Origin of the sequence: Streptomyces sp. WZ.A104 (genome assembly GCF_002382885.1) — a bacterium.
In the GTDB taxonomy this organism is placed as follows: Bacteria; Actinomycetota; Actinomycetes; order Streptomycetales; family Streptomycetaceae; genus Streptomyces.
The window spans coordinates 13531-34510 of sequence record NZ_NWVL01000014.1; the positions used below are offsets into that span (position 1 = coordinate 13531).

General features: G+C 70.7%; 26 protein-coding genes. 19 read left to right on the forward strand and 7 right to left on the reverse strand.

Annotation, left to right across the window (positions count from 1 at the left end; all coding sequences use genetic code 11):
* The 3 genes from leuD (at position 1) to CIB93_RS10170 (ending at position 1737) form a co-directional block, all read left to right on the forward strand.
* A complete protein-coding gene (gene leuD, locus CIB93_RS10160) occupies positions 1-594 on the forward strand; it encodes a 3-isopropylmalate dehydratase small subunit (RefSeq protein WP_096626285.1) in 594 nt (197 codons plus the stop codon).
* A 104-nt stretch (positions 595-698) separates the two neighbouring features.
* The gene (locus tag CIB93_RS10165) at positions 699-926 is read left to right on the forward strand and encodes a hypothetical protein (RefSeq protein ID WP_026291031.1); all 228 of its coding nucleotides are present in this window, start codon (positions 699-701) and stop codon (positions 924-926) included.
* Between the two features lie 142 nt (positions 927-1068).
* Positions 1069-1737: an HU family DNA-binding protein gene (locus CIB93_RS10170; protein ID WP_096626286.1), complete on the forward strand. Its 669-nt coding sequence runs from the start codon at positions 1069-1071 to the stop codon at positions 1735-1737.
* A 95-nt stretch (positions 1738-1832) separates the two neighbouring features.
* Here the strand turns inward: CIB93_RS10170 and CIB93_RS10175 are convergent, their stop codons facing one another.
* Positions 1833-2036 carry a hypothetical protein gene (locus CIB93_RS10175; protein WP_096626288.1) on the reverse strand — a complete coding sequence of 68 codons (204 nt, stop codon included), beginning with the start codon at positions 2034-2036 and terminating at the stop codon, positions 1833-1835.
* Positions 2037-2046: 10 nt separating this feature from the next.
* Positions 2047-2730: a 2-phospho-L-lactate guanylyltransferase gene (gene cofC, locus CIB93_RS10180; RefSeq protein WP_096626456.1), complete on the reverse strand. Its 684-nt coding sequence runs from the start codon at positions 2728-2730 to the stop codon at positions 2047-2049.
* A 151-nt stretch (positions 2731-2881) separates the two neighbouring features.
* Between cofC and CIB93_RS10185 the strand changes: the two genes are divergently transcribed.
* Genes CIB93_RS10185 through CIB93_RS10195 form a run of 3 tightly spaced genes read left to right on the forward strand, consistent with a single transcriptional unit; the run spans position 2882 to position 5851 of the window.
* Positions 2882-3634, forward strand: a complete 753-nt coding sequence (locus CIB93_RS10185; protein WP_096626290.1) for a 1-acyl-sn-glycerol-3-phosphate acyltransferase — start codon at positions 2882-2884, stop codon at positions 3632-3634.
* Positions 3631-4641: an NAD(P)H-dependent glycerol-3-phosphate dehydrogenase gene (locus tag CIB93_RS10190; RefSeq protein WP_096626292.1), complete on the forward strand. Its 1011-nt coding sequence runs from the start codon at positions 3631-3633 to the stop codon at positions 4639-4641. The genes CIB93_RS10185 and CIB93_RS10190 overlap by 4 nt, the downstream gene beginning before the upstream one ends.
* A 34-nt stretch (positions 4642-4675) precedes the next feature.
* On the forward strand, positions 4676-5851 hold the full coding sequence (locus CIB93_RS10195; RefSeq protein WP_096626294.1) for a D-alanine--D-alanine ligase family protein: 1176 nt from the start codon (positions 4676-4678) through the stop codon (positions 5849-5851).
* A 21-nt stretch (positions 5852-5872) separates the two neighbouring features.
* On the opposite strand, the gene CIB93_RS10200 is transcribed toward CIB93_RS10195, so the two are convergent.
* Positions 5873-6364, reverse strand: coding sequence for a DUF3515 domain-containing protein (locus CIB93_RS10200; RefSeq protein ID WP_096626296.1), 492 nt, complete (start codon positions 6362-6364; stop codon positions 5873-5875).
* 20 nt (positions 6365-6384) lie between these two features.
* On the reverse strand, positions 6385-6618 hold the full coding sequence (locus tag CIB93_RS10205) for an Lrp/AsnC family transcriptional regulator (RefSeq protein ID WP_096626298.1): 234 nt from the start codon (positions 6616-6618) through the stop codon (positions 6385-6387).
* 219 nt (positions 6619-6837) lie between these two features.
* Here CIB93_RS10205 and CIB93_RS10210 point away from each other — a divergent pair, with 219 nt between their 5' ends.
* Positions 6838-7809: a thiamine-phosphate kinase gene (locus tag CIB93_RS10210; RefSeq protein ID WP_096626300.1), complete on the forward strand. Its 972-nt coding sequence runs from the start codon at positions 6838-6840 to the stop codon at positions 7807-7809.
* A gap of 38 nt (positions 7810-7847) precedes the next feature.
* Positions 7848-8657: a bifunctional hydroxymethylpyrimidine kinase/phosphomethylpyrimidine kinase gene (thiD, locus tag CIB93_RS10215; RefSeq protein WP_096626302.1), complete on the forward strand. Its 810-nt coding sequence runs from the start codon at positions 7848-7850 to the stop codon at positions 8655-8657.
* Positions 8658-8753: 96 nt separating this feature from the next.
* Here thiD and rpmB read toward each other — a convergent pair whose 3' ends face one another.
* Complete coding sequence (gene rpmB, locus CIB93_RS10220; protein ID WP_026171429.1) at positions 8754-8939, reverse strand: 50S ribosomal protein L28; 186 nt, start codon at positions 8937-8939, stop codon at positions 8754-8756.
* A gap of 256 nt (positions 8940-9195) precedes the next feature.
* Between rpmB and CIB93_RS10225 the strand changes: the two genes are divergently transcribed.
* The 9 genes from CIB93_RS10225 to mutM all read left to right on the forward strand — a co-directional run bounded on the left by CIB93_RS10225 (position 9196) and on the right by mutM (position 18436).
* A complete protein-coding gene (locus CIB93_RS10225) occupies positions 9196-10899 on the forward strand; it encodes a DAK2 domain-containing protein (protein WP_096626304.1) in 1704 nt (567 codons plus the stop codon).
* A 57-nt stretch (positions 10900-10956) separates the two neighbouring features.
* Positions 10957-13179, forward strand: coding sequence for an ATP-dependent DNA helicase RecG (recG, locus tag CIB93_RS10230; RefSeq protein WP_179500053.1), 2223 nt, complete (start codon positions 10957-10959; stop codon positions 13177-13179).
* Positions 13180-13305: 126 nt separating this feature from the next.
* Positions 13306-13890: a 16S rRNA (guanine(966)-N(2))-methyltransferase RsmD gene (gene rsmD / locus CIB93_RS10235; RefSeq protein WP_096626308.1), complete on the forward strand. Its 585-nt coding sequence runs from the start codon at positions 13306-13308 to the stop codon at positions 13888-13890.
* A 26-nt stretch (positions 13891-13916) separates the two neighbouring features.
* Positions 13917-14396, forward strand: coding sequence for a pantetheine-phosphate adenylyltransferase (gene coaD, locus CIB93_RS10240; protein WP_179500055.1), 480 nt, complete (start codon positions 13917-13919; stop codon positions 14394-14396).
* Between the two features lie 116 nt (positions 14397-14512).
* Positions 14513-15622 (forward strand): ATP synthase F0 subunit B, encoded by a 1110-nt coding sequence (locus CIB93_RS10245; protein ID WP_096626312.1) that lies wholly within the window; start codon positions 14513-14515, stop codon positions 15620-15622.
* 194 nt (positions 15623-15816) lie between these two features.
* Positions 15817-16428, forward strand: a complete 612-nt coding sequence (locus tag CIB93_RS10250; RefSeq protein WP_096626314.1) for a DUF177 domain-containing protein — start codon at positions 15817-15819, stop codon at positions 16426-16428.
* 2 nt (positions 16429-16430) lie between these two features.
* Positions 16431-16604, forward strand: coding sequence for a 50S ribosomal protein L32 (gene rpmF / locus CIB93_RS10255; RefSeq protein ID WP_003965982.1), 174 nt, complete (start codon positions 16431-16433; stop codon positions 16602-16604).
* Between the two features lie 19 nt (positions 16605-16623).
* Positions 16624-17448: a ribonuclease III gene (gene rnc / locus CIB93_RS10260; RefSeq protein ID WP_096626316.1), complete on the forward strand. Its 825-nt coding sequence runs from the start codon at positions 16624-16626 to the stop codon at positions 17446-17448.
* A 127-nt stretch (positions 17449-17575) separates the two neighbouring features.
* On the forward strand, positions 17576-18436 hold the full coding sequence (mutM, locus tag CIB93_RS10265) for a bifunctional DNA-formamidopyrimidine glycosylase/DNA-(apurinic or apyrimidinic site) lyase (protein ID WP_096626318.1): 861 nt from the start codon (positions 17576-17578) through the stop codon (positions 18434-18436).
* Here mutM and CIB93_RS10270 read toward each other — a convergent pair.
* Together CIB93_RS10270 and CIB93_RS10275 are read right to left on the reverse strand one after the other, a co-directional pair.
* On the reverse strand, positions 18409-18795 hold the full coding sequence (locus tag CIB93_RS10270) for a helix-turn-helix domain-containing protein (protein ID WP_096626320.1): 387 nt from the start codon (positions 18793-18795) through the stop codon (positions 18409-18411). The genes mutM and CIB93_RS10270 overlap by 28 nt on opposite strands.
* A 28-nt stretch (positions 18796-18823) precedes the next feature.
* Entirely contained in the window at positions 18824-19789 is a 966-nt protein-coding gene (locus tag CIB93_RS10275) for a CAP domain-containing protein (RefSeq protein WP_096626322.1), read from the reverse strand.
* A gap of 199 nt (positions 19790-19988) precedes the next feature.
* Here CIB93_RS10275 and CIB93_RS10280 point away from each other — a divergent pair, with 199 nt between their 5' ends.
* Positions 19989-20270, forward strand: coding sequence for an acylphosphatase (locus tag CIB93_RS10280; RefSeq protein ID WP_096626324.1), 282 nt, complete (start codon positions 19989-19991; stop codon positions 20268-20270).
* A 438-nt stretch (positions 20271-20708) separates the two neighbouring features.
* Entirely contained in the window at positions 20709-20921 is a 213-nt protein-coding gene (locus CIB93_RS10285; protein WP_073213902.1) for a hypothetical protein, read from the forward strand.
* The last annotated feature ends 59 nt before the right edge of the window (positions 20922-20980 follow it).

Sequence of the window (20980 nt, forward strand, 5' to 3'; positions counted from 1 at the left end):
ATGGAAGCCTTCACCACTCACACCGGCCGGGCCGTTCCGCTGCGCCGCAGCAACGTCGACACCGACCAGATCATCCCCGCCCACTGGCTGAAGAAGGTCACCCGCGACGGGTTCGAGGACGGGCTCTTCGAAGCCTGGCGCAAGGACGAGAACTTCGTCCTCAACCGCCCCGAGCGCCAGGGCGCCTCGGTGCTGGTGGCCGGTCCCGACTTCGGTACGGGGTCCTCCCGCGAACACGCGGTCTGGGCCCTGCAGAACTTCGGCTTCAAGGCCGTCGTCTCCTCCCGCTTCGCCGACATCTTCCGGGGCAACTCCCTGAAGAACGGGCTGCTGACCGTGGTCCTGGAGCAGAAGGTCGTCGACGCCCTCTGGGAGCTGACCGAGGCCGACCCCAGTGCCGAGGTCACCGTCGACCTTGAGGCCCGACAGGTCCGCGCGGAGGGCATCACCGCCGACTTCGAACTCGACGAGAACGCCCGCTGGCGGCTGCTCAACGGCCTCGACGACATCAGCCTCACCCTTCAGAACGAAGCGGACATCGCGGCGTACGAGGCGGCCCGACCCGCCTTCAAACCGCGTACCATTGCCGCCTGAGCAGCGCTTTTCCACGACTGCGCCCCCTGCCTCCCGGCAGGGGGCGCAGTCGCTTGTTGAGACCCCGTCGGGCGACAACTCGCCCCAGATGGCACAATCGGTGCATGGAACGCGACAGCCAACTCAAGCTCTATGGCCAAGTCGCCGACCGATTGAAGGAAGCGCACGCGAAGGTGCGTGCACTGCAAGTCCCGGAGAGCGTACGGATGGCGCTGACCCGGAAGCTGCTGGTCGTCACGGCCGCGGCGAAGCACGATCTCCCGGACGCGGCAAGGCGTCTGGACCGGATGATGAAGGACCTCGATGAGGGCCGATTCCCCGAAGGTGACTGACACGTGGAACTGCGCATCGGTCGACTTCGTTGCGGCACTAGGGTGATTAGCCCGTTTCGTGTTTGATTTGCGGTATATATCTGCCTAACGTGCGAAAAAGCTTGAACACTTTCGTTCTGGCAATGTCTCCGAAGGGGAAGACGTGAACAAGGCGCAGCTCGTAGAAGCGATTGCCGACAAGGTCGGCGGCCGTCAGCAGGCCGCAGACGCCGTCGACGCGGTACTCGACGCGATCGTCCGTGCCGTTGTCGCCGGGGACCGTGTCTCGGTCACCGGCTTCGGCTCGTTCGAGAAGGTCGACCGCCCCGCCCGGTACGCCCGCAACCCGCAGACGGGTGAGCGCGTCCGGGTCAAGAAGACCTCGGTGCCCCGCTTCCGCGCGGGCCAGGGGTTCAAGGACCTGGTGAGCGGCTCCAAGAAGCTCCCCAAGAACGACGTGGCCGTCAAGAAGGCCCCCAAGGGCAGCCTCTCGGGCGGATCTTCCGCCGCCCGTACGACGGTGAAGGCCGCCGCCGCCAAGAAGTCGGCCGCCAAGAAGGCCACGGCGAAGAAGACGACCGCCAAGAAGGCGACCCCGGCGAAGAAGACCACCGCCGCCGCCAAGAAGGCCACCGCGAAGAAGACCACGGCCAAGAAGACCACCGCGGCCGCGAAGAAGGCGACCCCGGCGAAGAAGGCCGCGACGACCGCCAAGAAGGCCTCTCCCAGCAAGACCGCGCCCGCCAAGAAGACCACGGCGAAGAAGGCGCCCGCGAAGAAGACCACGGCGCGCAAGACCACGGCCAAGAAGGCCACTGCACGCAAGAAGTGAGACCGGGCACCCGCTCGCTCCTCACACGCGCCGGGCCGGGCTCCCCCTGGGGGAGCCCGGCCCGCGGGCTGTCCGGGCCCCGTCCGGGGCGGCCCTCAGAACGTCTGCAGCGTCACCAGCGTGATCCGCAGGTCCGGGCCCGTCCCCTCGCCCTCGATCCGCACCCGCTGCCCCGGACGCAGCAGCAGCAGGCCGCCCGCGTCGAAGGCCGGGGCGTCGAAGTCCACCGGCGTGCCGTCGTCCAGCAGCACACTGCCGGTCCGGGTCTCGGGGTCGTACGTGTACGAGGTCGCCTGCATGGGCGGCAGCCTATCGGTCACGGGCCGGCGTGAGCGCGGCCATCAGGCGCGCGGTGTGCGGCCCCGCCCCCAGGGCCAGGGCAACCCGCAGATCCTCGCCCGTATCCACGTCCCTGCGCACCGAGTCGAGACCGGGCAGCGCAATTTCCACCGCCCCCGACGCCAGGTGCCGGGCGCCGGACGGGCCGCCGAAAGCCGGACGGAATTCCGCACCCCGGGTGGCGGACAGAAATGTTGTCCCGATTCCTGCGGCATCCCGAAGAAATGCGCGCGGAAAAGCGGAGGCGAAATCGAGCACCCGCGCCAATTCGTCGCCGCGCAACGCGGGCAGATCCGCGTTCAGCGCGGCCACCGGCGCGGTCGGCCGCGGCCCCCGCACGAAGCGGGCGCCGTGCACCAGCGCCGCGTTGAGCCCGGCGCCCGGAGCGTCCGCCACGATCCGCGCCCCGAGCGACGAGAGCGCCGCCGCGGCCGCCGGATCGTCCGTGACGACCACCACATCCCGCACCCGGTCACAGGCCAGCGCCGTGGCCACCGTGTCCTGGGCGAACGCCAGCGCCAACCGGGGCCGCGCCTCCTCGCCCGCCGCCCGCCCCAAGCGGCTCTTGGCCCGTGCGAGCGGCTTCAGCGGAACGACCAGGGACCAGGACCCCGCCGGATCGGTGTTCGTGACGATCTCCCCCTCCGTACGCATCAGGACCCCCATTCTCGCCTGCCGGTACGACAACCCGGAGGGTCGGTCCCGAAGGTGAGGCGTACGGTGTTCTCGACAGAGCAGGGGCCTGGGGCGAGACTTGACCGTCGGTAGCCAGGCAGCAGGTCAGGTCAGAGAGAAAGGTGTCCTCGTGCCGCGCCGCAGAATCGGCTTCTGGTACCGCCTGGCGGCGGTTATCGCCAAGCCGCCATTGGTGGTTCTGTTCAAGCGCGACTGGCGGGGGATGGAACACATTCCAGCCGACGGCGGCTTCATCACCGCCGTCAATCACAACTCCTATCTGGACCCGCTCTCCTACGGCCACTTCCAGTACAACACCGGGCGGGTGCCGCGGCTCCTGGCGAAGGCCGGCCTCTTCCGCACCCCGTTCGTCGGGATGATGCTCCGCGGCACCGGCCAGATCCCTGTCTACCGCGAGACCACCAACGCCCTGGACGCCTTCCGGGCCGCCGTGGAGGCCATCGAGCGAGGTGAGTGCGTCGCCTTCTACCCCGAGGGCACCCTCACGCGGGACCCCGACATGTGGCCGATGGCGGGCAAGACCGGGGCGGCCCGGGTCGCCCTGATGACCCAGGCGCCCGTCATCCCCGTCGCCCAGTGGGGCGCCAACCTCGCGATGCCGCCCTACGCCAAGGAGAACAAGTTCCGGCTGTTCCCCCGCAAGACGCTCCAGGTGCAGGCCGGACCGCCCGTCGACCTCAGCCGCTTCTACGGTCTGGAGCCGACGCCCGAGGTGCTGCGCCAGGCGACCGAGGTCATCATGGCCGCGATCACCCGCCAGCTGGAGGACCTGCGCGGCGAGAAGGCCCCCGCCGAGCTCTACGATCACCGCAAAGCCCGTGCTGAACAACGGCGCAAGGCCCAGGGAAAGGGATCCACGTGACGCACCCCGTAAAAGCAGCCGTCTTCGGAACCGGCTCATGGGGTACGGCCTTCGCCGTGATCCTCGCCGACGCGGGCTGCGAGGTCACCCTCTGGGGCCGCCGCGCCGAGGTCGCCGAGGCCATCAACACCACCCGCACCAACCCGGACTACCTCCCGGGCATCACGCTCCCGGAGACGGTCCGCGCCACCACGGACCCCGCCGAGGCCCTGCGCGACGCCGAGTTCGCCTTCCTCGTCGTGCCCTCCCAGACGCTGCGCGCCAACCTCGCCGACTGGGCCCCGCACCTGGGCCCCGACACCGTCCTCGTCTCGCTCATGAAGGGCGTCGAGCTGGGCACCGCCAAGCTGATGAGCGAGGTGATCGCGGACGTCACCAAGGTCTCCGCGGACCGCATCGCCGTCGTGTCGGGACCCAACCTCGCCAAGGAGATCGCCGAGCGCCGCCCGGCCGCCGCCGTCGTCGCGTGCGCCGACGAATCCGTCGCCCAGCGCCTCCAGACCGCCTGCCACACCCCGTACTTCCGGCCGTACACCAACACCGACGTCGTCGGCTGCGAGCTCGGCGGCGCCGTCAAGAACGTCATCGGGCTCGCCGTCGGCATCGCGGACGGCATGGGCCTCGGCGACAACACCAAGGGCTCCCTCATCACCCGGGGCCTCGCCGAGACCACCCGCCTGGGCGTGGCCATGGGAGCCGACCCGCTGACCTTCTCCGGACTCGCGGGCCTGGGCGACCTGGTGGCCACCTGCTCCTCGCCGCTCTCGCGCAACCACACCTTCGGCACCAACCTCGGCCGGGGCATGACGCTCCAGGAGACGATCGCCGTCACCAAGCAGACCGCCGAGGGCGTCAAGTCCTGCGAATCGGTCCTCGACCTGGCCCGCCGGCACGGGGTCGACATGCCCATCACCGAGACCGTCGTCTCGATCGTCCACGAGGGCAAGTCGCCGGTCGTCGCCGTCAAGGAGCTGATGTCGCGGAGCGCCAAGGCCGAGCGACGCTGACGTCTCCTTTACCAGCAGGTACGCTCATCGCGATATGAGCAGCGAGAACCTCCCCCAGAGCCCTGAGCGCGCCGAGAGCCCTGAGCAGCAGCGCCGCAAGCCCCGCGTGGCTGTCGTGTTCGGCGGCCGCAGCTCCGAACACGGCATCTCGGTCGTCACGGCCGGCGCCGTCATGAAGGCCATCGACCGGACCAAGTACGACGTCCTGCCGATCGGCATCACGACGGACGGCCGCTGGGCGCTCACCGCGGACGAGCCCGAACGCATGGCCATCACCGACCGCAAGGTGCCCGACGTGGCCCAGCTCGCCGAGTCCACCGACGGCACCGTCGTGCTCTCCGTGGACCCCGGCAGCCGCGAGGTGCTCTACAGCGAACCCGGCTCCGTGCCCAAGGCGCTCGGCGAGGTCGACGTCGTCTTCCCCGTGCTCCACGGCCCGTACGGGGAGGACGGCACCCTTCAGGGCCTGCTCGAACTCTCCGGTGTGCCCTACGTCGGCGCGGGCGTCCTCGCCTCCGCCGTCGGCCAGGACAAGGAGTACATGAAGCGCGTCTTCCTCTCCTTCGGGCTGCCGGTCGGACCGTACGAGGTCGTCCGCCCCCGCGAGTGGGACCGCGATCCGGGTGCCGTCCGCAAGCGGATCGTGGAGTTCGCCGGTGAGCACGGCTGGCCGCTGTTCATCAAGCCCGCGCGCGGCGGTTCGTCCATGGGCATCACCAAGGTCGACGACCTCTCCGGCCTCGACGAGGCGATCGAGGAGGCCCGCCGCCACGACCCCAAGTTCCTCGTCGAGTCGCTGCTGCGCGGCCGCGAGATCGAGTGCGGAGTGCTGGAGTTCGAGGACGGGCCGCGCGCCAGCGTGCCCGCCGAGATCCCCCCGGTCACCGCGCACGACTTCTACGACTTCGAGGCCAAGTACATCGACTCGGCCGCCGGTCTGGTGCCCGCACCGCTCACCGAGGAGCAGACCGCCGAGGTGCAGCGGCTCGCCGTCGCCGCCTTCGACGCCACCTCCTGCGAGGGCCTGGTGCGCGCCGACTTCTTCCTCACCGAGGACGGCACCTTCGTCATCAACGAGATCAACACCCTGCCGGGCTTCACCCCGATCTCGATGTACCCCCGCATGTGGCAGGAGAGCGGCGTCAGCTACCGGGAACTGGTCGACCGGCTGATCCAGGCCGCGCTGACCCGCTCCACGGGACTGCGCTGAGCGACCGCCGGGAACCGTGCGTCAGAGCCGGTCCGGGATCGTCCTTTCGACCGGACCGGCGAACGCGCTGAGCGGGGTGATGTCGTTGGCGTACTCCGGGGAGAACGTGACCTCGACATACGCCTTGCGGTACGTGGTGGTGAACCGGGGCCCGGAATCCTCGGGCTGCTCCAGCATCCAGTTCACCCCGTCCGCCTCGACCGCCTCGGCCTGGGGGTCGTCCATCTTCGCGGGCCGAGGCACGCCGCAGCGCAGTACGATCGCCCCGTCCCCCCAGCCGGCGGTCAGCTCGGATTCCGGGGAGGGGTCGTTGCGTTCCCGGTCGAGGACGGTCTCCGGCAGCTCTCCGTCCAGGGCCTTGCAGTACGCGGCGGCCTCCGAAGACGGCGTGGGAACCGTGATCGAGGGCTGCGCGTCGCTGAAGGAACAGCCCGCCGCGGCCAGTGCGAGCACGGCGGCGGACGGACCGAGGGTGGATATCGAGCGGGGGGACCGGCGGGCGGATGACGTCACCGGCCCAGCCTAGACGGGGGTCAGAGGTGGACGACCGGGCAGGTCAGGGTTCGTGTGATGCCGTCCACCTGCTGCACCTTGGCGACCACCATGCGGCCGAGTGCATCGACCGTCTCGGCCTGAGCCCGCACGATCACGTCGTACGGACCGGTGACGTCCTCTGCCTGGATGACTCCCGGAATACTGGAAATGGTCTCGGCGACGATCGACGCCTTGCCCACCTCGGTCTGGATGAGGATGTACGCCTGTACCACGGAACCTCCAGGGCGGCCACGAGGATCATGTGGGGGAAAGGGACGCCACGTTATCGCGTTGCCGAGCGCGACGGGGAGACCTACGGGCCGGATGACGTCCACAGCGTGGCGCACAGGACACAGAAGTTGACGTATCTCTTGACGGTACAGACAGCAGTGACGGCTCGCGACCGGGGGCCCGGACGGGTGTCCGGGGCGATAAAGGAGAGGTGAGACTCGGTGAAGGGAACCGTGGGCGAGTTGGGGGAGTTCGGGCTCATCAGAGAGCTCACGTCCCGGCTCACCACCACCCCGGCGGTGCGGCTGGGGCCCGGCGACGACGCCGCGGTCGTGGCAGCTCCCGACCGCAGGGTCGTGGCCAGTACGGACATCCTGCTGGAAGGGCGGCACTTCCGCCGTGACTGGTCGACGGCGTACGACGTCGGCCGCAAGGCGGCCGCCCAGAACCTCGCCGACATCGCGGCGATGGGAGCCGTGCCCACCGCGCTGCTCCTCGGCCTGGTCGTCCCGGCCGACCTGCCCGTCACCTGGGCCGCCGAGCTGATGGACGGCCTTCGCGACGAGTGCCAGGTGGCCGGGGCGGCCGTCGTCGGCGGCGATGTGGTCGGCGGTGACACGATCACCGTCGCCATCACCGCGCTCGGTGACCTGCGCAACCACGAACCGGTCACCCGGGCCGGCGCCTGCCCCGGGGACGTCGTCGCGGTCACCGGCTGGCTCGGCTGGTCCGCCGCCGGGTACGCCGTGCTCTCCCGAGGCTTCCGCTCGCCCCGCGCCTTCGTCGAGGCCCACCGCCGCCCCGAACCGCCGTACCACGCGGGCCCGGCGGCCGCCGGGCTCGGCGCCACCGCGATGACCGACGTCAGCGACGGGCTGGTAGCGGACCTCGGGCACATCGCGGAGGCCAGCAAGGTCCGGATCGATCTGCGCTCCGGCCTCATCGACATCCCCTCACAGATGTCCGACATCGGCCAGGCCGTCGGCGTCGACCCGCTCCAGTGGGTGCTGACCGGGGGAGAGGACCACGCGATCGTGGCGACCTTCCCGCCCGACGTGAAACTCCCCGCCCGCTGGAAGGTGATCGGGGAGGTCCTCAACCCCTCCGCCCTGCCCCAGGTCACCGTCGACGGCGCCCCCTGGACCAGCAAGGGCGGCTGGGACCACTTCGGCTCCATCGAGGACACCCACTAGCCGATCGCGGGTCGGGGGCTCCCGCTAGATTGCTGGGTATGCCCATACGTACCGCTGTACCGCCCCGCGTGCTCACCGTCGCCGGATCCGACTCCGGCGGCGGTGCGGGCATCCAGGCCGACCTGAAGACCATGCTGGCCCTCGGCGTGCACGGCATGAGTGTGCTCACCGCCGTCACCGCACAGAACTCCCTCGGCGTCCAGGGCGCGTGGGAGCTTCCGGTGGACGCCGTACGCGCCCAGTACCGCAGCGTCGTCGACGACATCGGCGTCCAGGCCGTGAAGACCGGGATGCTCGCCTCGGCCGTCCTCGTCGAGACCGTCGCCGAACTCCTCGCCACCACCGACGCCCCCGTCGTCGTGGACCCCGTCGGCGTCTCCAAGCACGGGGACGCGCTGCTCGCCGCCGAAGCCCTCGACTCCGTACGGCGGAAGCTGCTGCCCCTCGCCACCGTCGCCACCCCCAACCTCGACGAGGTGGCCCAGCTCACCGGGGTGCAGGTCACCGACGAGAGCGGAATGAGCCGGGCCGCCGAGGAGATCCTCGGCTTCGGGCCGCGCTGGGTGGTCATCAAGGGCGGCCATCTGCCCGGCGAGGCGGTGGACCTGCTCACCGACGGAAGCGCGGAACACTGGCTGCGCGCCCCCCGGCACGACAACCGCCACACCCACGGCACCGGCTGCACCCTGGCCTCAGCCATCGCCTCCGGGCTCGCACTCGGTCAGGACGTGCCCACGGCCGTACGGGGCGCGAAGACGTACGTCACCGGCGCGATCGAGGCCGGATTCCCGCTGGGCGGCGGCATCGGCCCGGTCGACCACGGCTGGCTGACCCGCCCGGCATCCTGACCCACCCCGACAAGCCGCCTGAGCACAGCAAAAAGCCGGTCCACCGAGGTGGACCGGCTTTTTGGGCAACCGGAAGGCTGCGCTACGACGGGAACGTCAGCGCGCGACCTTGCCGGCCTTGATGCACGAGGTGCAGACGTTGAGCCGCTTCGGCGTCCGACCGACCACGGCACGCACGCGCTGGATGTTGGGGTTCCAGCGACGGGACGTACGGCGGTGCGAGTGCGAAATGTTGTTGCCGAAGCTCGGCCCCTTGCCGCAAACGTCGCAGTTGGCAGCCACGGGTCACTCCAAAGACTTCAGATGCACTTACAGTGAAATCCGGCGCGCCGGAATCAGTTGACTGAAGTGGCGGTACCGGAGGAATGGCCCGACTCTCATCGGGCAACCGGAGCAGCATACAACGCCTGCTTCGGAGATACGAAACTACCACGGGTTCGCCCGCCCCCGCCCCGCCCCCTGTCCCTGCCGGTGCCCAGGCAGGCGGGCTAACCTGCGGTTCAGCCCGTAGCCACGGCCGCTTCAAGGAGGACCATCGGTGCCGCAGCTCCCCGACGACCTGGATGCCGTCGCGGTGCGCACCTGGTGCTCGCTGGCCCTGGAGGCCCTGGGCCGGGAGCGCGCGGAGATCGACGCGATCAACGTCTATCCCGTCGCCGACGGTGACACCGGCACCAACCTCTACCTGACCGTCGAGTCCGCCGCCGCCGCCGTCGAAGCGGTGTTCGCCGCCCACGAGACCGGCACCACCGTGCCCGCCACCGCCGACGCCGTACGCGCCATGGCGCACGGCGCCCTGATCGGCGCCCGCGGGAACTCCGGCACGATCCTGGCCCAGCTGCTGCGCGGCATGGCCGGGGTGCTCGCGGAGGGCGGCGACCCGGACCGGCTGCGCCTCGCCCTGGTCCGGGCCGATGCCGCTGCCCGCCAGGCCGTCGCCCACCCGGTGGAGGGCACCGTGCTCACCGTCGCCTCGGCGGCCGCCGAGGCGGCCCAGGGCGCGGAGCCGGAGCTGTGCGCCGTGGTGAACGCCGCCTACGAGGGGGCGCGCGAGGCGCTCGCGAAGACCCCCGGCCAGCTCGCCGTGCTCGGCCGGGCCGGGGTCGTGGACGCCGGAGGGCGGGGGCTGGTCGCGGTCCTGGGCGCCCTGGTGGAGGCGGTGACCGGGCAGGCTCCCGTAAGGGGACCTCGCACCGGAGCCGGCCGGGCGGCCGCTCCCGTGGACGGCGGGTCGGTCGTGGGGCTCCCGGTGGGGGGCGTTCCGGTGGCTTCCGGAGCCGGCCATGTGCCCGACAGCGCCGAGGACTGCCCGCAGGACGGTGGGGGCGGGCCCGCGTTCGAGGTGATCTACCTCCTGGAGGCCCGAGACGAGCAGGTGGCCCGGCTGCGCACTCGGCTCGACGCGCTCGGCGACTCCCTGGTCGTGGTGGGCGGCGACGGGCTCTGGCACGTCCACGTCCATGTCGACGACGCCGGGGCCGCCGTCGAGGCGGGCGTCGAGGCCGGGCGGCCCTACCGGATCCGGATCACCCACTTCGCCACCGAGAGCGGCCACGACGCGCGCACCCCGACCGAGCCCGCCCAGCGCGCCGTCGTCGTCGTGGTCCCCGGCGACGGACTGGCCGGACTCTGCACCGAGGCCGGCGCCACCACCGTGATCGCCCGCCCCGGCGAACCGCCCGCCAGCGGCGAACTGGTCGACGCCATCCGCCGGGCCCACGCCCGTGAGGTGGTGCTGCTGCCCAACGACGCGGCCCTGCGCCACACCGCGGCCGCCGCCGCCGAGCAGGCCAGGACCGAGGGGGTCCGGGTCGCCCTCGTCCCCACCCGGGCCGCCGTCCAGGGCCTGGCCGCCCTCGCCGTCCACGAGCCGGACCGGGGCTTCGACGAGGACGTGGTCGCCATGACCTCGGCCGCGGGCGCCACCCGCTACGCCGAACTGGCCGTCGCCGAGCGCCAGTCGTGGACCATGGCGGGCGTCTGCCAGGCCGGGGACATCCTCGGGCTGATCGACGGGGACGTGGCAGTGATCGGCGCCGACGTCCCGGCCACCGCCCGCACCGTGCTCGACCGGATGCTGGCGGCGGGCGGCGAGCTGGTCACCCTCGTCCTCGGCGAGGACGTCCCGGACGCGCTCGCCGACGCGCTGGCGGAGCACGTACGCGAGGGTCATCTCGCCGTGGACACGGTCGTCTACCGGGGCGGCCACCAGCGGGCGCCGCTCCTGATCGGCGTCGAGTAGTCCCGTATCCGCTTCGCGGCCGCGCCCGGCGGACAGCTGTCAGTGCCGTGGTGTGCAATGGATCGCGTGTCCTCGTTCGATGAACCCCTCAAGAAGCTGCTCGGCGGAGCCACCGCGAAGGTGATGGCCGAACACCTCGACCTGCACACGGTCGGTGATCTGCTGCACCACTACCCGCGGCGGTACGAGGAGCGCGGCAAGCTGACCGCGCTGGCCGACCTCCCGCTGGACGAGCACGTCACGGTCGTCGCCCAGGTCGCCGACGCCCGCATCCTGATGTTCAACAACGGCCGGGGCAAACGCCTGGAAGTCACCCTGACCGACGGCAGCGGCCGCCTCCAGCTGGTCTTCTTCGGCCACGGCGTCCACAAGCCGCACAAGGAGCTGCTCCCGGGCCGCCAGGCGATGTTCGCGGGCAAGGTCTCCGTCTTCAACCGCAAGATGCAGCTGGCCCACCCCACGTACCAGCTGCTCGACGCCTCCGACGCCGACGAGGCGACCGAGGCCGTGGACGCCTTCGCCGGTCGGCTGCTGCCGATCTACCCCGCCTGCAAGCAGCTCGACTCCTGGCGGATCGCCAAGGCCGTGGACGCCGTGCTGCCCAGCGCGCGCGACGCCGTGGACCCGCTGCCCGACTCCCTGCGCGAGGGCCGTGGCTTCACCCCGCTGCCCGAGGCTCTGCTGAAGGTGCACCGCCCGCAGACCAAGGCGGACATCGAGGACGCCAGGGCCCGCCTCAAATGGGACGAGGCGTTCGTCCTCCAGGTCGCGCTGGCCCGCCGCCGCTACGCCGACACCCAACTCCCCGCCGTCGCCCGCCGCCCCGTCGCGGACGGCCTGCTCGACGCCTTCGACGCCAAGCTGCCCTTCACCCTCACCGAGGGCCAGCAGAAGGTCAGCAAGGAGATCTTCGACGACCTGGCCACCGAACACCCGATGCACCGGCTCCTCCAGGGCGAGGTGGGAAGCGGGAAGACGATGGTGGCCCTGCGCGCCATGCTCACCGTCGTCGACGCGGGCGGCCAGGCCGCGATGCTCGCCCCCACCGAGGTCCTGGCACAGCAGCACCACCGCTCGATCACCGAGATGATGGGCGAGCTGGCCGAGGGGGGAATGCTGGGCGGCTCGGACCGGGGGACCAAGGTCGTCCTGCTCACCGGCTCCATGGGCATGGCCGCCCGCCGGCAGGCCCTGCTCGACCTGGTCTCCGGCGAGGCCGGGATCGTCATCGGCACCCACGCCCTGATCGAGGACAAGGTCCAGTTCCACGACCTGGGACTGGTGGTGGTGGACGAACAGCACCGCTTCGGCGTCGAACAGCGGGACGCCCTGCGCTCCAAGGGAAAGCAGCCGCCCCACCTCCTCGTCATGACCGCCACCCCCATCCCCCGTACGGTCGCGATGACGGTCTTCGGCGATCTGGAGACCTCCGTCCTTGACCAGCTCCCGGCCGGACGCTCCCCGATCGCCAGCCATGTCGTCCCCGCCAAGGACAAGCCCCACTTCCTCAGCCGCGCCTGGGAACGCGTCCGCGAGGAGGTGGGACACGGCCACCAGGCGTACGTGGTCTGCCCCCGCATCGGCGACGAAGCCGAGGAGGCGGAGGGGAAGGGCGTGAAGAAGGCGAAGGCCAAGAAGGCGGCGCCCGAGGCGGACGGGGAAAAGCGGCCGCCGCTCGCCGTCCTGGAGATCGCCGAGCAGCTGCGCACGGGCGCGCTGGCCGGGCTGAGCGTCGAGGTGCTGCACGGGAGGATGCCGCCCGACGAGAAGGACGACGTCATGCGCCGGTTCGCCGCCGGTGCCGTGGACGTCCTGGTCGCCACCACGGTCATCGAGGTCGGGGTCAACGTCCCCAACGCCACCGCCATGGTGATCATGGATGCCGACCGCTTCGGCGTCTCCCAGCTCCACCAGCTCCGCGGCCGCGTCGGCCGTGGCTCGGCGCCCGGGCTCTGTCTGCTGGTCAGCGAGGCCCACGAGGCGAGCCCCGCCCGCGCCCGCCTCTCGGCCGTCGCCGCCACCCTCGACGGCTTCGAGCTCTCCCGCATCGACCTGGAGCAGCGCCGCGAGGGCGATGTGCTGGGCCAGGCCCAGTCCGGGGTGCGCTCCTCGCTGCGGATGCTCACCGTCATCGACGACGAGGAGGTCATCGCCGCCGCTCGCGAGGAGGCCGTCGCGATCGTCGCCGCCGACCCGGAGCTGGAGCGGCTGCCGGAGCTGCGCACCGCCCTGGCCGCCCTCCTGGACAAGGACCGCGAGGAGTATCTCGACAAGGGGTGAGAGCGCGGGGGATGTCCTGCCGACCGGGCCGGTGCGGGCCGCACGCCATATCGTGGACGCACGGCACGCGCCCACCGCGCGCCGCCGGCCCCCGCACCCGCCCACGACCCCGAGGATCCGACACCCATGACCCGCGTGATCGCCGGCTCGGCCGGCGGACGCCGCCTGGCCGTCCCGCCCGGCACCGGCACCCGCCCCACATCCGACCGTGCGCGCGAGGGCCTGTTCTCCACCTGGCAGGCGCTGCTCGGCACCCTGGAGGGGACCAGGGTCGCCGATCTGTACGCCGGATCCGGCGCCGTCGGCCTCGAAGCGCTCTCCCGGGGAGCGGTCCACGCCCTCCTCGTCGAGGCCGACCAGAAGGCGGTCCGCACCGTCCGCGACAACGTCCGCACGCTCGGCCTGCCCGGAGCCGAGGTGCGTACCGGCAAAGCCGAACAGATCGTGACAGGACCGGCGCCCGCCGACCCGTACGACATCGTCTTCCTGGACCCGCCGTACGCCGTCACCGATGACGATCTTCGCGAGATCCTGCTCACACTCCGTGCTCAGGGGTGGCTCACCGGCGATGCGCTCGTCACCGTGGAACGCAGCACCCGGGGCGGAGAATTCGGCTGGCCCGCCGGATTCGAGCCACTGCGGGCCCGTCGCTACGGCGAGGGAACGCTTTGGTACGGTCGCGCCGCCGCTACGTGCGAAGACGCACGATGACCGGACCGGAGAGCGAGGGAATCACTGTGCGCCGCGCCGTCTGTCCGGGGTCTTTCGACCCCATCACCAACGGACATCTCGACATCATTGGCCGAGCCTCGAAGCTGTACGACGTGGTGCACGTCGCGGTGATGATCAACCAGTCCAAGAAGGGGCTGTTCACCGTGGACGAGCGGATCGAGCTGATCCGCGAGGTCACCGCCGACTTCGGCAACGTCGAGGTGGAGTCCTTCCACGGCCTGCTGGTCGACTTCTGCAAGCAGCGGGAGATCCCGGCGATCGTGAAGGGCCTGCGGGCCGTCAGCGACTTCGACTACGAGCTCCAGATGGCCCAGATGAACAACGGCCTCTCGGGCGTCGAAACCCTCTTCGTGCCGACCAACCCGACGTACAGCTTCCTGTCGTCCTCGCTGGTCAAGGAGGTCGCGACCTGGGGCGGTGACGTCTCCCACCTGCTGCCGCCCACGGTCCACGAAGCGCTCATGGAGCGCCTGGGCGAACAGTGAATCGCTGACGGCCCGTCACGAGGTGTCGGACGGCGGCCGACTGGCCTTACAGTCGTCCCGTCCGTCTCCAACAGAACAGCGGCTCCAGCGGAGCGGCAGAGAGTGGCGAGCACACGGTGGACGTGCAGAAGAAGCTCGACGAGATCGTCGAAGCGGTCGGAAACGCCCGCTCCATGCCCATGTCGGCCTCGTGCGTGGTCAACCGCGCCGAGCTGCTCGCCATGCTCGAAGAGGTGCGTGAGGCGCTGCCCGGCTCCCTCGCCCAGGCGCAGGAGCTGATCGGCGGCCACGAACAGTTCGCCGAGCAGGCCCGGCAGGAGGCCGAGCGGATCATCGAGTCCGCCCATGCCCAGCGGGCCTCCCTGATCTCCGACACCGAGATCGCCCGCCAGTCGCAGAGCGAGGCCGACCGGATCCTGTCCGAGGCCCGCCGCGAGGCCGAGGAGGTGCGTGCCGAGGCCGACGACTACGTCGACAGCAAGCTCGCCAACTTCGAGGTCGTCCTCACCAAGACCATCGGCTCCGTGGACCGCGGCCGCGAGAAGCTGCTCGGCCGCGGCCAGGGCCTGGACGAGCAGGGCTACCAGGACCCCGACTTCGCCGAGGCCCCCGAGCGCAGCGCCGACCCGGAGACCCTGCGACAGCGGGCCGACGCGTACGTCGACGCCAAGTTCGGCGCCTTCGAAGCCGTCCTGGCCAAGACCCTGGAGGCGGTCGGCAGGGGCCGGCAGAAGCTGCACGGCCGGGTCGCCACCGACGACCTCGGCGCGCACATCGCCGCCCAGGACGCCGCGGCCGGCCAGGGCCACACGAGCGACGCCGACTATCTGGCCGGCCTGGCCGAGCTCGCCACCCCGCAACCGCAGCAGGCCCCCCAGGGGCAGCCGCACTACCAGGGGCAGCCGCCGCAGCCCGAGCCGACCTATGCGCAGGCGGCGTACGGCTACCAGGAGCAGCCTCTCCAGCAAGGCGGCGAGGGTGTCCAGGACCCGTACGGCTACCAGCAGCAACCCGACCCGTACGCGGCCTACCGGCAGACCGGCTACGACCCGAACGCGTACCCGCCCCCGCCCCAGGCCCAGCCGGACTACGGCTGGCCCCAGCAGGCTCAGCAGCCCCCGCAGGCGCCCGGCCAGCAGGGCGGCGGGGCGCTGGACGAGACGAGCCTCTTCGACACCAGCATGATCGACCTGGAGCAGCTGCGCCGGTACGAAGAGGGCCGCTGATCCGGGACGGGCTGGTCCGATTGGGTGCTGAGCGGTCCGTCCAGTATCCTGAATCCTCGGTCGCGCGTAGGTCCGCGATCCAGGCTGCCCGTTTCGACTCCGGACCGGGTCGGCCCTCCCCTCTGTCGTGCGACCCCCATGATTCGAAAGCAGGAAAAGCCCTGAACGGCCACCTCGACCACCGCAACCCTCTCGTGTTCGATACGCACGAGCTGGGTCGGCGTCCCGGTGCCCTGAAGCGGCTGACCCGCTCGGTGGACGCACCCGGTTCACCGGTTCTCGGTATCGACGGCGTCATCGGTGTGCCGGAAGGCGCACCCGTGGAGCTGGACCTCCGACTCGAATCGGTCATGGAAGGGGTGCTTGTCACAGGCACCGCCCGTGCAACCGCCGAGGGGGAGTGCGTAAGGTGTCTGGAGCCGCTGACCGTCGAGGTCGACGCGGATTTCCAGGAGATGTTCTCGTACCCTGACGCCGATGACCGGGGCCGCAGCACTGCGGACCCGGCCGACGACGCCGAGGACGACGAGGACAGGTTCTTCCTTGAGGACGGCTTGTTCGACCTCGAGTCAGTGCTGCGTGACGCGGTAGTGCTCGCACTGCCCATGCAGCCGGTGTGCAAGGAGACCTGCGCCGGTCTGTGTTCCGAATGCGGAATCAGGCTGGACGAGAACCCGGGCCACCACCACGATGCCGTCGACATTCGTTGGGCGGCACTGCAAGGACTCGCCGAGACCGTTCAGGACGGCGAGAAGGACAACATGGGCGGCGCCGAACCGGGCGTCGACGAGAAGCAGGAGAAGTAGCCGTGGCTGTTCCGAAGCGGAAGATGTCGCGCAGCAACACGCGCCACCGCCGGTCGCAGTGGAAGGCTGCGGTCCCCACCCTGGTTTCGTGCGAGCGTTGCCAGGAGCCCAAGCTCCAGCACATTGCGTGCCCGAGCTGCGGCACCTACAACAAGCGCCAGGTCCTCGAGGTCTGAGCGGCTGGTGAGAGGCCCGATGTCTGAGTTGTCCAACGCCAAGAAGCAGGCAGACAACGTCAACACAGCCTCGTCCCACACGCTTCTGGAAGGGCGGCTCGGGTATCACCTCGAGTCCGCCCTTCTGGTGCGTGCGCTGACCCACCGTTCGTACGCATACGAGAACGGCGGTCTGCCCACCAACGAGCGGCTCGAATTCCTCGGGGATTCGGTGCTCGGCCTGGTGGTCACGGACACGCTGTACCGCACCCACCCCGACCTGCCCGAAGGCCAGCTGGCCAAGTTGCGGGCCGCGGTGGTCAATTCGCGTGCGCTTGCGGAAGTGGGCCGCGGCCTCGAACTCGGCTCCTTCATCCGGCTCGGCCGCGGTGAAGAGGGCACGGGTGGCCGGGACAAGGCTTCCATCCTCGCCGACACACTGGAAGCAGTGATCGGCGCGGTCTATCTCGACCAGGGCCTCAGCGCGGCCTCGGAGCTGGTCCACCGGCTCTTCGACCCGCTGATCGACAGGTCCTCGAACCTCGGCGCCGGCCTGGACTGGAAGACCAGCCTCCAGGAGCTCACCGCGAGCGAGAGCCTCGGAGTCCCCGAGTACCTCGTCACGGAGACCGGCCCGGACCACGAGAAGACCTTCACTGCTGCTGCTCGCGTCGGTGGTGTCTCGTACGGCACCGGCACCGGCCGTAGCAAGAAGGAAGCGGAGCAGCAGGCGGCTGAGTCCGCCTGGCGCGAGATCAGCGCCGCCGCTGAGGCACGGCAGGCCGCGGAGAAGTCCGCGGCCGACGGAGGGGCCGCCGACACCCCTGCCGAACCGTCGCCGAGCACGGACGCCGCTCCTGCCTGAAGCGGAACGAGAACCCCTCGGTGCCCTGCGCACCGGGGGGTTTTCCCTGTCCTGGGTTCCCCGTCCGGGACGCGGTCTGCGCAAGGCCGCTCCCGTACTACCGTCGTCGTGTCTGGAGTAGTGCATCGTGCCCGAGCTGCCCGAGGTAGAAGTCGTCCGCCGGGGCCTTGAGCGCTGGGTCAGCGGCCGCACCGTCACCGAGGTCGAGGTCCTGCACCCGCGATCGGTCCGCCGGCACCTCGCGGGCGGCGTCGACTTCGCCGCCCGGCTGCGCGGGGCCCGCTTCGGTACGGCGATGCGCCGGGGCAAGTACCTCTGGGTGCCCATCGAGGAGGCCGGTGCCTCGCTGCTGGGCCACCTCGGGATGAGCGGGCAGCTGCTGGTGCAGCCCACGGACGCGCCCGACGAGAAGCATCTCCGGATCCGGATGCGGTTCGACGACACCCTCGGCACCGAACTGCGCTTCGTCGACCAGCGCACCTTCGGCGGGCTCTCGCTCCACGCCACCACCCCCGACGGACTGCCCGACACCATCGCGCACATCGCCCGGGACCCGCTCGACCCGCTCTTCGACGACGCGGCCTTCCACAAGGCGCTGCGCCTGCGCCGTACGACCGTCAAGCGCGCGCTGCTCGACCAGTCACTCGTCAGCGGTGTCGGCAACATCTACGCGGACGAGGCGCTCTGGCGCGCCAGGCTGCACTACGACCGGCCGACCGCGACCCTGACCCGCCCGAAGTCGGCCGAGCTGCTCGGCCACGCCCGGGACGTCATGAACGCGGCGCTCGCCCAGGGCGGCACCAGCTTCGACAGCCTGTACGTGAACGTGAACGGCGAGTCCGGCTACTTCGACCGGTCGCTCGACGCGTACGGCCGGGAGGGCGAGCCCTGCCACCGCTGCGGCACGCCGATGCGCCGCCGCGCCTGGATGAACCGGTCCAGCTACTACTGCCCGCGCTGTCAGCGGCCGCCGCGCGCCTCGTCGTAACGGGCCCGGGCGCTCAGCACCTCGTCCATCCGGTCCTCGACGACGCGGATGAGGGCGAGCAGCTGTCCGGCGACCTCGCGGCCGAGCGGGGTCAGTTCGTAGTCCACACGGGGCGGGCTGACCGGCTGGGCCTCCCGCAGGACGAGACCGTCGCGCTCCAGCGCGTGCAGTGTCTGGGCGAGCATCTTCTCGCTCACCCCGTCCACCCGGCGGCGCAGCTCGTTGAACCGGAAGCCGCCCTCGTACAGCGCGCCGAGCGTCAGGGCGCCCCAGCGGCCGGTGACGTCCTCCAGCGTGGAGCGCGAAGGGCACTGCCGGGAGAAGACATCGAAGGCGAGGCTGTCCGTATCGCTGGCCATATCACCAGCTTACGGGGGTGCCTGTGGGTCAGAAGCCGAAGTTCTGGGTCCACCAGGGGCCGCCGGAGCCCTCGTGCACACCGATGCCGATGGTCTTGTAGTCGCAGTTGAGAATGTTCGCGCGGTGGCCGTCGCTGTTCATCCAGGCATCCATCACGGCCTTCGCGTCCGTCTGGCCGCGGGCGATGTTCTCCGCTGCGAGCCCCTGCACGCCGGCCTGCGCGGCGCGGTCCCAGGGGGTGTCGCCGTCGGGGTCGGTGTGGTCGAAGAAGCCGCGCGCCGCCATGTCCTCGCTGAAGTTCTGGGCGAGTGAGGTCAACGGGGCGCTGGTGGCCAGCGGGGAGCAGCCGACCTTCGCGCGCTCCTGGTTCACCAGGGCCAGCACCTCGGAGCGGGCGGAGGCGTCGGTGGGCGAGGGGGAGGGCTGCCGGCTCGGCGGCGGGGCGGCGGAGGTCTTCGGGGGCGCCGGGGCCCTGCTCGCTGGGGGAGCGCTCTTCTTCGGGGCCGTGGTGGGCGCCTTCGTCTTCTCGGACGGGGCGGCGGACGGCTTCTCGGAGGGGGCCTTGGACGGCGACGCCGACTTCGAGGGCGTCTTCGACGGGCTCGTGGAGGGCGAGGCGGAAGCGCTCTTGGACGGCGTCTTCGGGGTCCTGACGGAGGGGGCCTCCGGGCGCTCGCTGCCCCGGCTGGTGGGGGCGGCGGACCGGTCGGCGGGCGCGGTGGAGCTGCCGCCCTGCGTCAGCAGGTCCGGTACGCCGGTGCGCACCTGGTCGGCGGCAGTGACCTCGCCGGAGGTGGTGGTGCCGCCGCCGGGCAGCAGACCCGAAGCGACGGCGACGGCGCCGGCGGCCACGGCGGCCGAGGCGCCGAGGAGGCCGGTGCGCACCGGGACGGAGGACCTCTTCCGGCGGCGCGCGCCCTTGTGCCGGGAAGCGTCCCGGGCCACGGGTTCTTCAGCGGCGGGGCCTGCGGCGGATCGTCGGTGGCGTCCCATGCGCTGTGCCTTCCTGATGCTCCGGACGTCCCTGCGACGCCGTTCGACTGCTCTGGTGATCGAATGCCGGATGATCGACTATTCGTCGACGTCCATCCGATACTCACCCGATCGAGTGAGGCTATTGCGACCGGACTGTAGCCCATGGGTGAAAGGGGGCGGCGTGCTTCGAGAGCAATTGGCCGGTTAGCGTTCGGGCATGGACAAAGATGCGCGCCTCGTCGTCTGGGTACGCGGCCGGGTACAGCAAGTAGGGTTCCGCTGGTTCACCAGGGCAAATGCTTTGGAGATCGGCGGCCTCGTGGGCTTCGCCCTCAATCTCGACGACGGCAGGGTGCAGATCGTGGCCGAGGGGCCACGTGAGAATTGCCACCGTCTGCTGGACTGGCTGCGCTCCGACGACACACCCGGGCGCGTGGACGGCGTCACTGAGATCTGGGACACGCCGCGCGGCGGATACGACGGGTTCGCCATCCGCTGATCCCGTCGCCGGGGGCCGGTCGATCCGCTTGGTGAACGGGGCGCGCCGAACGGTCACCCGCGGTGCCCACCCGGACCCCCGCACCCGAAATGACCTGCGAAGGGACCCGGCGGCGACCGATGGTTGCCAGATATCGAATGTCGTGCAAGGCTGCGGCATTGACGAAGATCTGCACGCCCCTCGGGGTCCCGCAGGAGAGTCGCGCCGCATGATCGTCCGGCCGCGCGCCCCCGGGACACCCGAGTACACAGGGCGTGATCGTGTTGACCGTCAAACTTTTTGGTGAGACGCTGAAAACCCCGCGCACCTGAGCTGTTCGGTAGAGCTGACAATCAGCAGAACCGCAGTAGTGACAGAGCCCTGCCGAGCACCGCGGGTGCGATCCCCTGACGACCCACACCGCATCGGTCGGTCACTCATTGTGGAGGACCATCCATCATGGCAAAGGCGCTTCTCGGTTACGTCGGCGGTTCCGACCCGCGACTCCTCGCCGAGATGCGACGGCTCCAGCAGCGCGTCCAGGACCTGGAATCCGAGCTCACCCGGATCCAGGGCGAGAACGACGCGCTGAACGCCGCCGCCCAGCACCAGGAGTCACTGCTCGACAGCATCGACATCGACGTACCCCAGGGCGAGCCGGCGCTGACCTGACCGCGGTGGCCCTCACGGGGGCCGGTCGGGTCGGCAACGGCTCAGTAGCCTCTGAACAC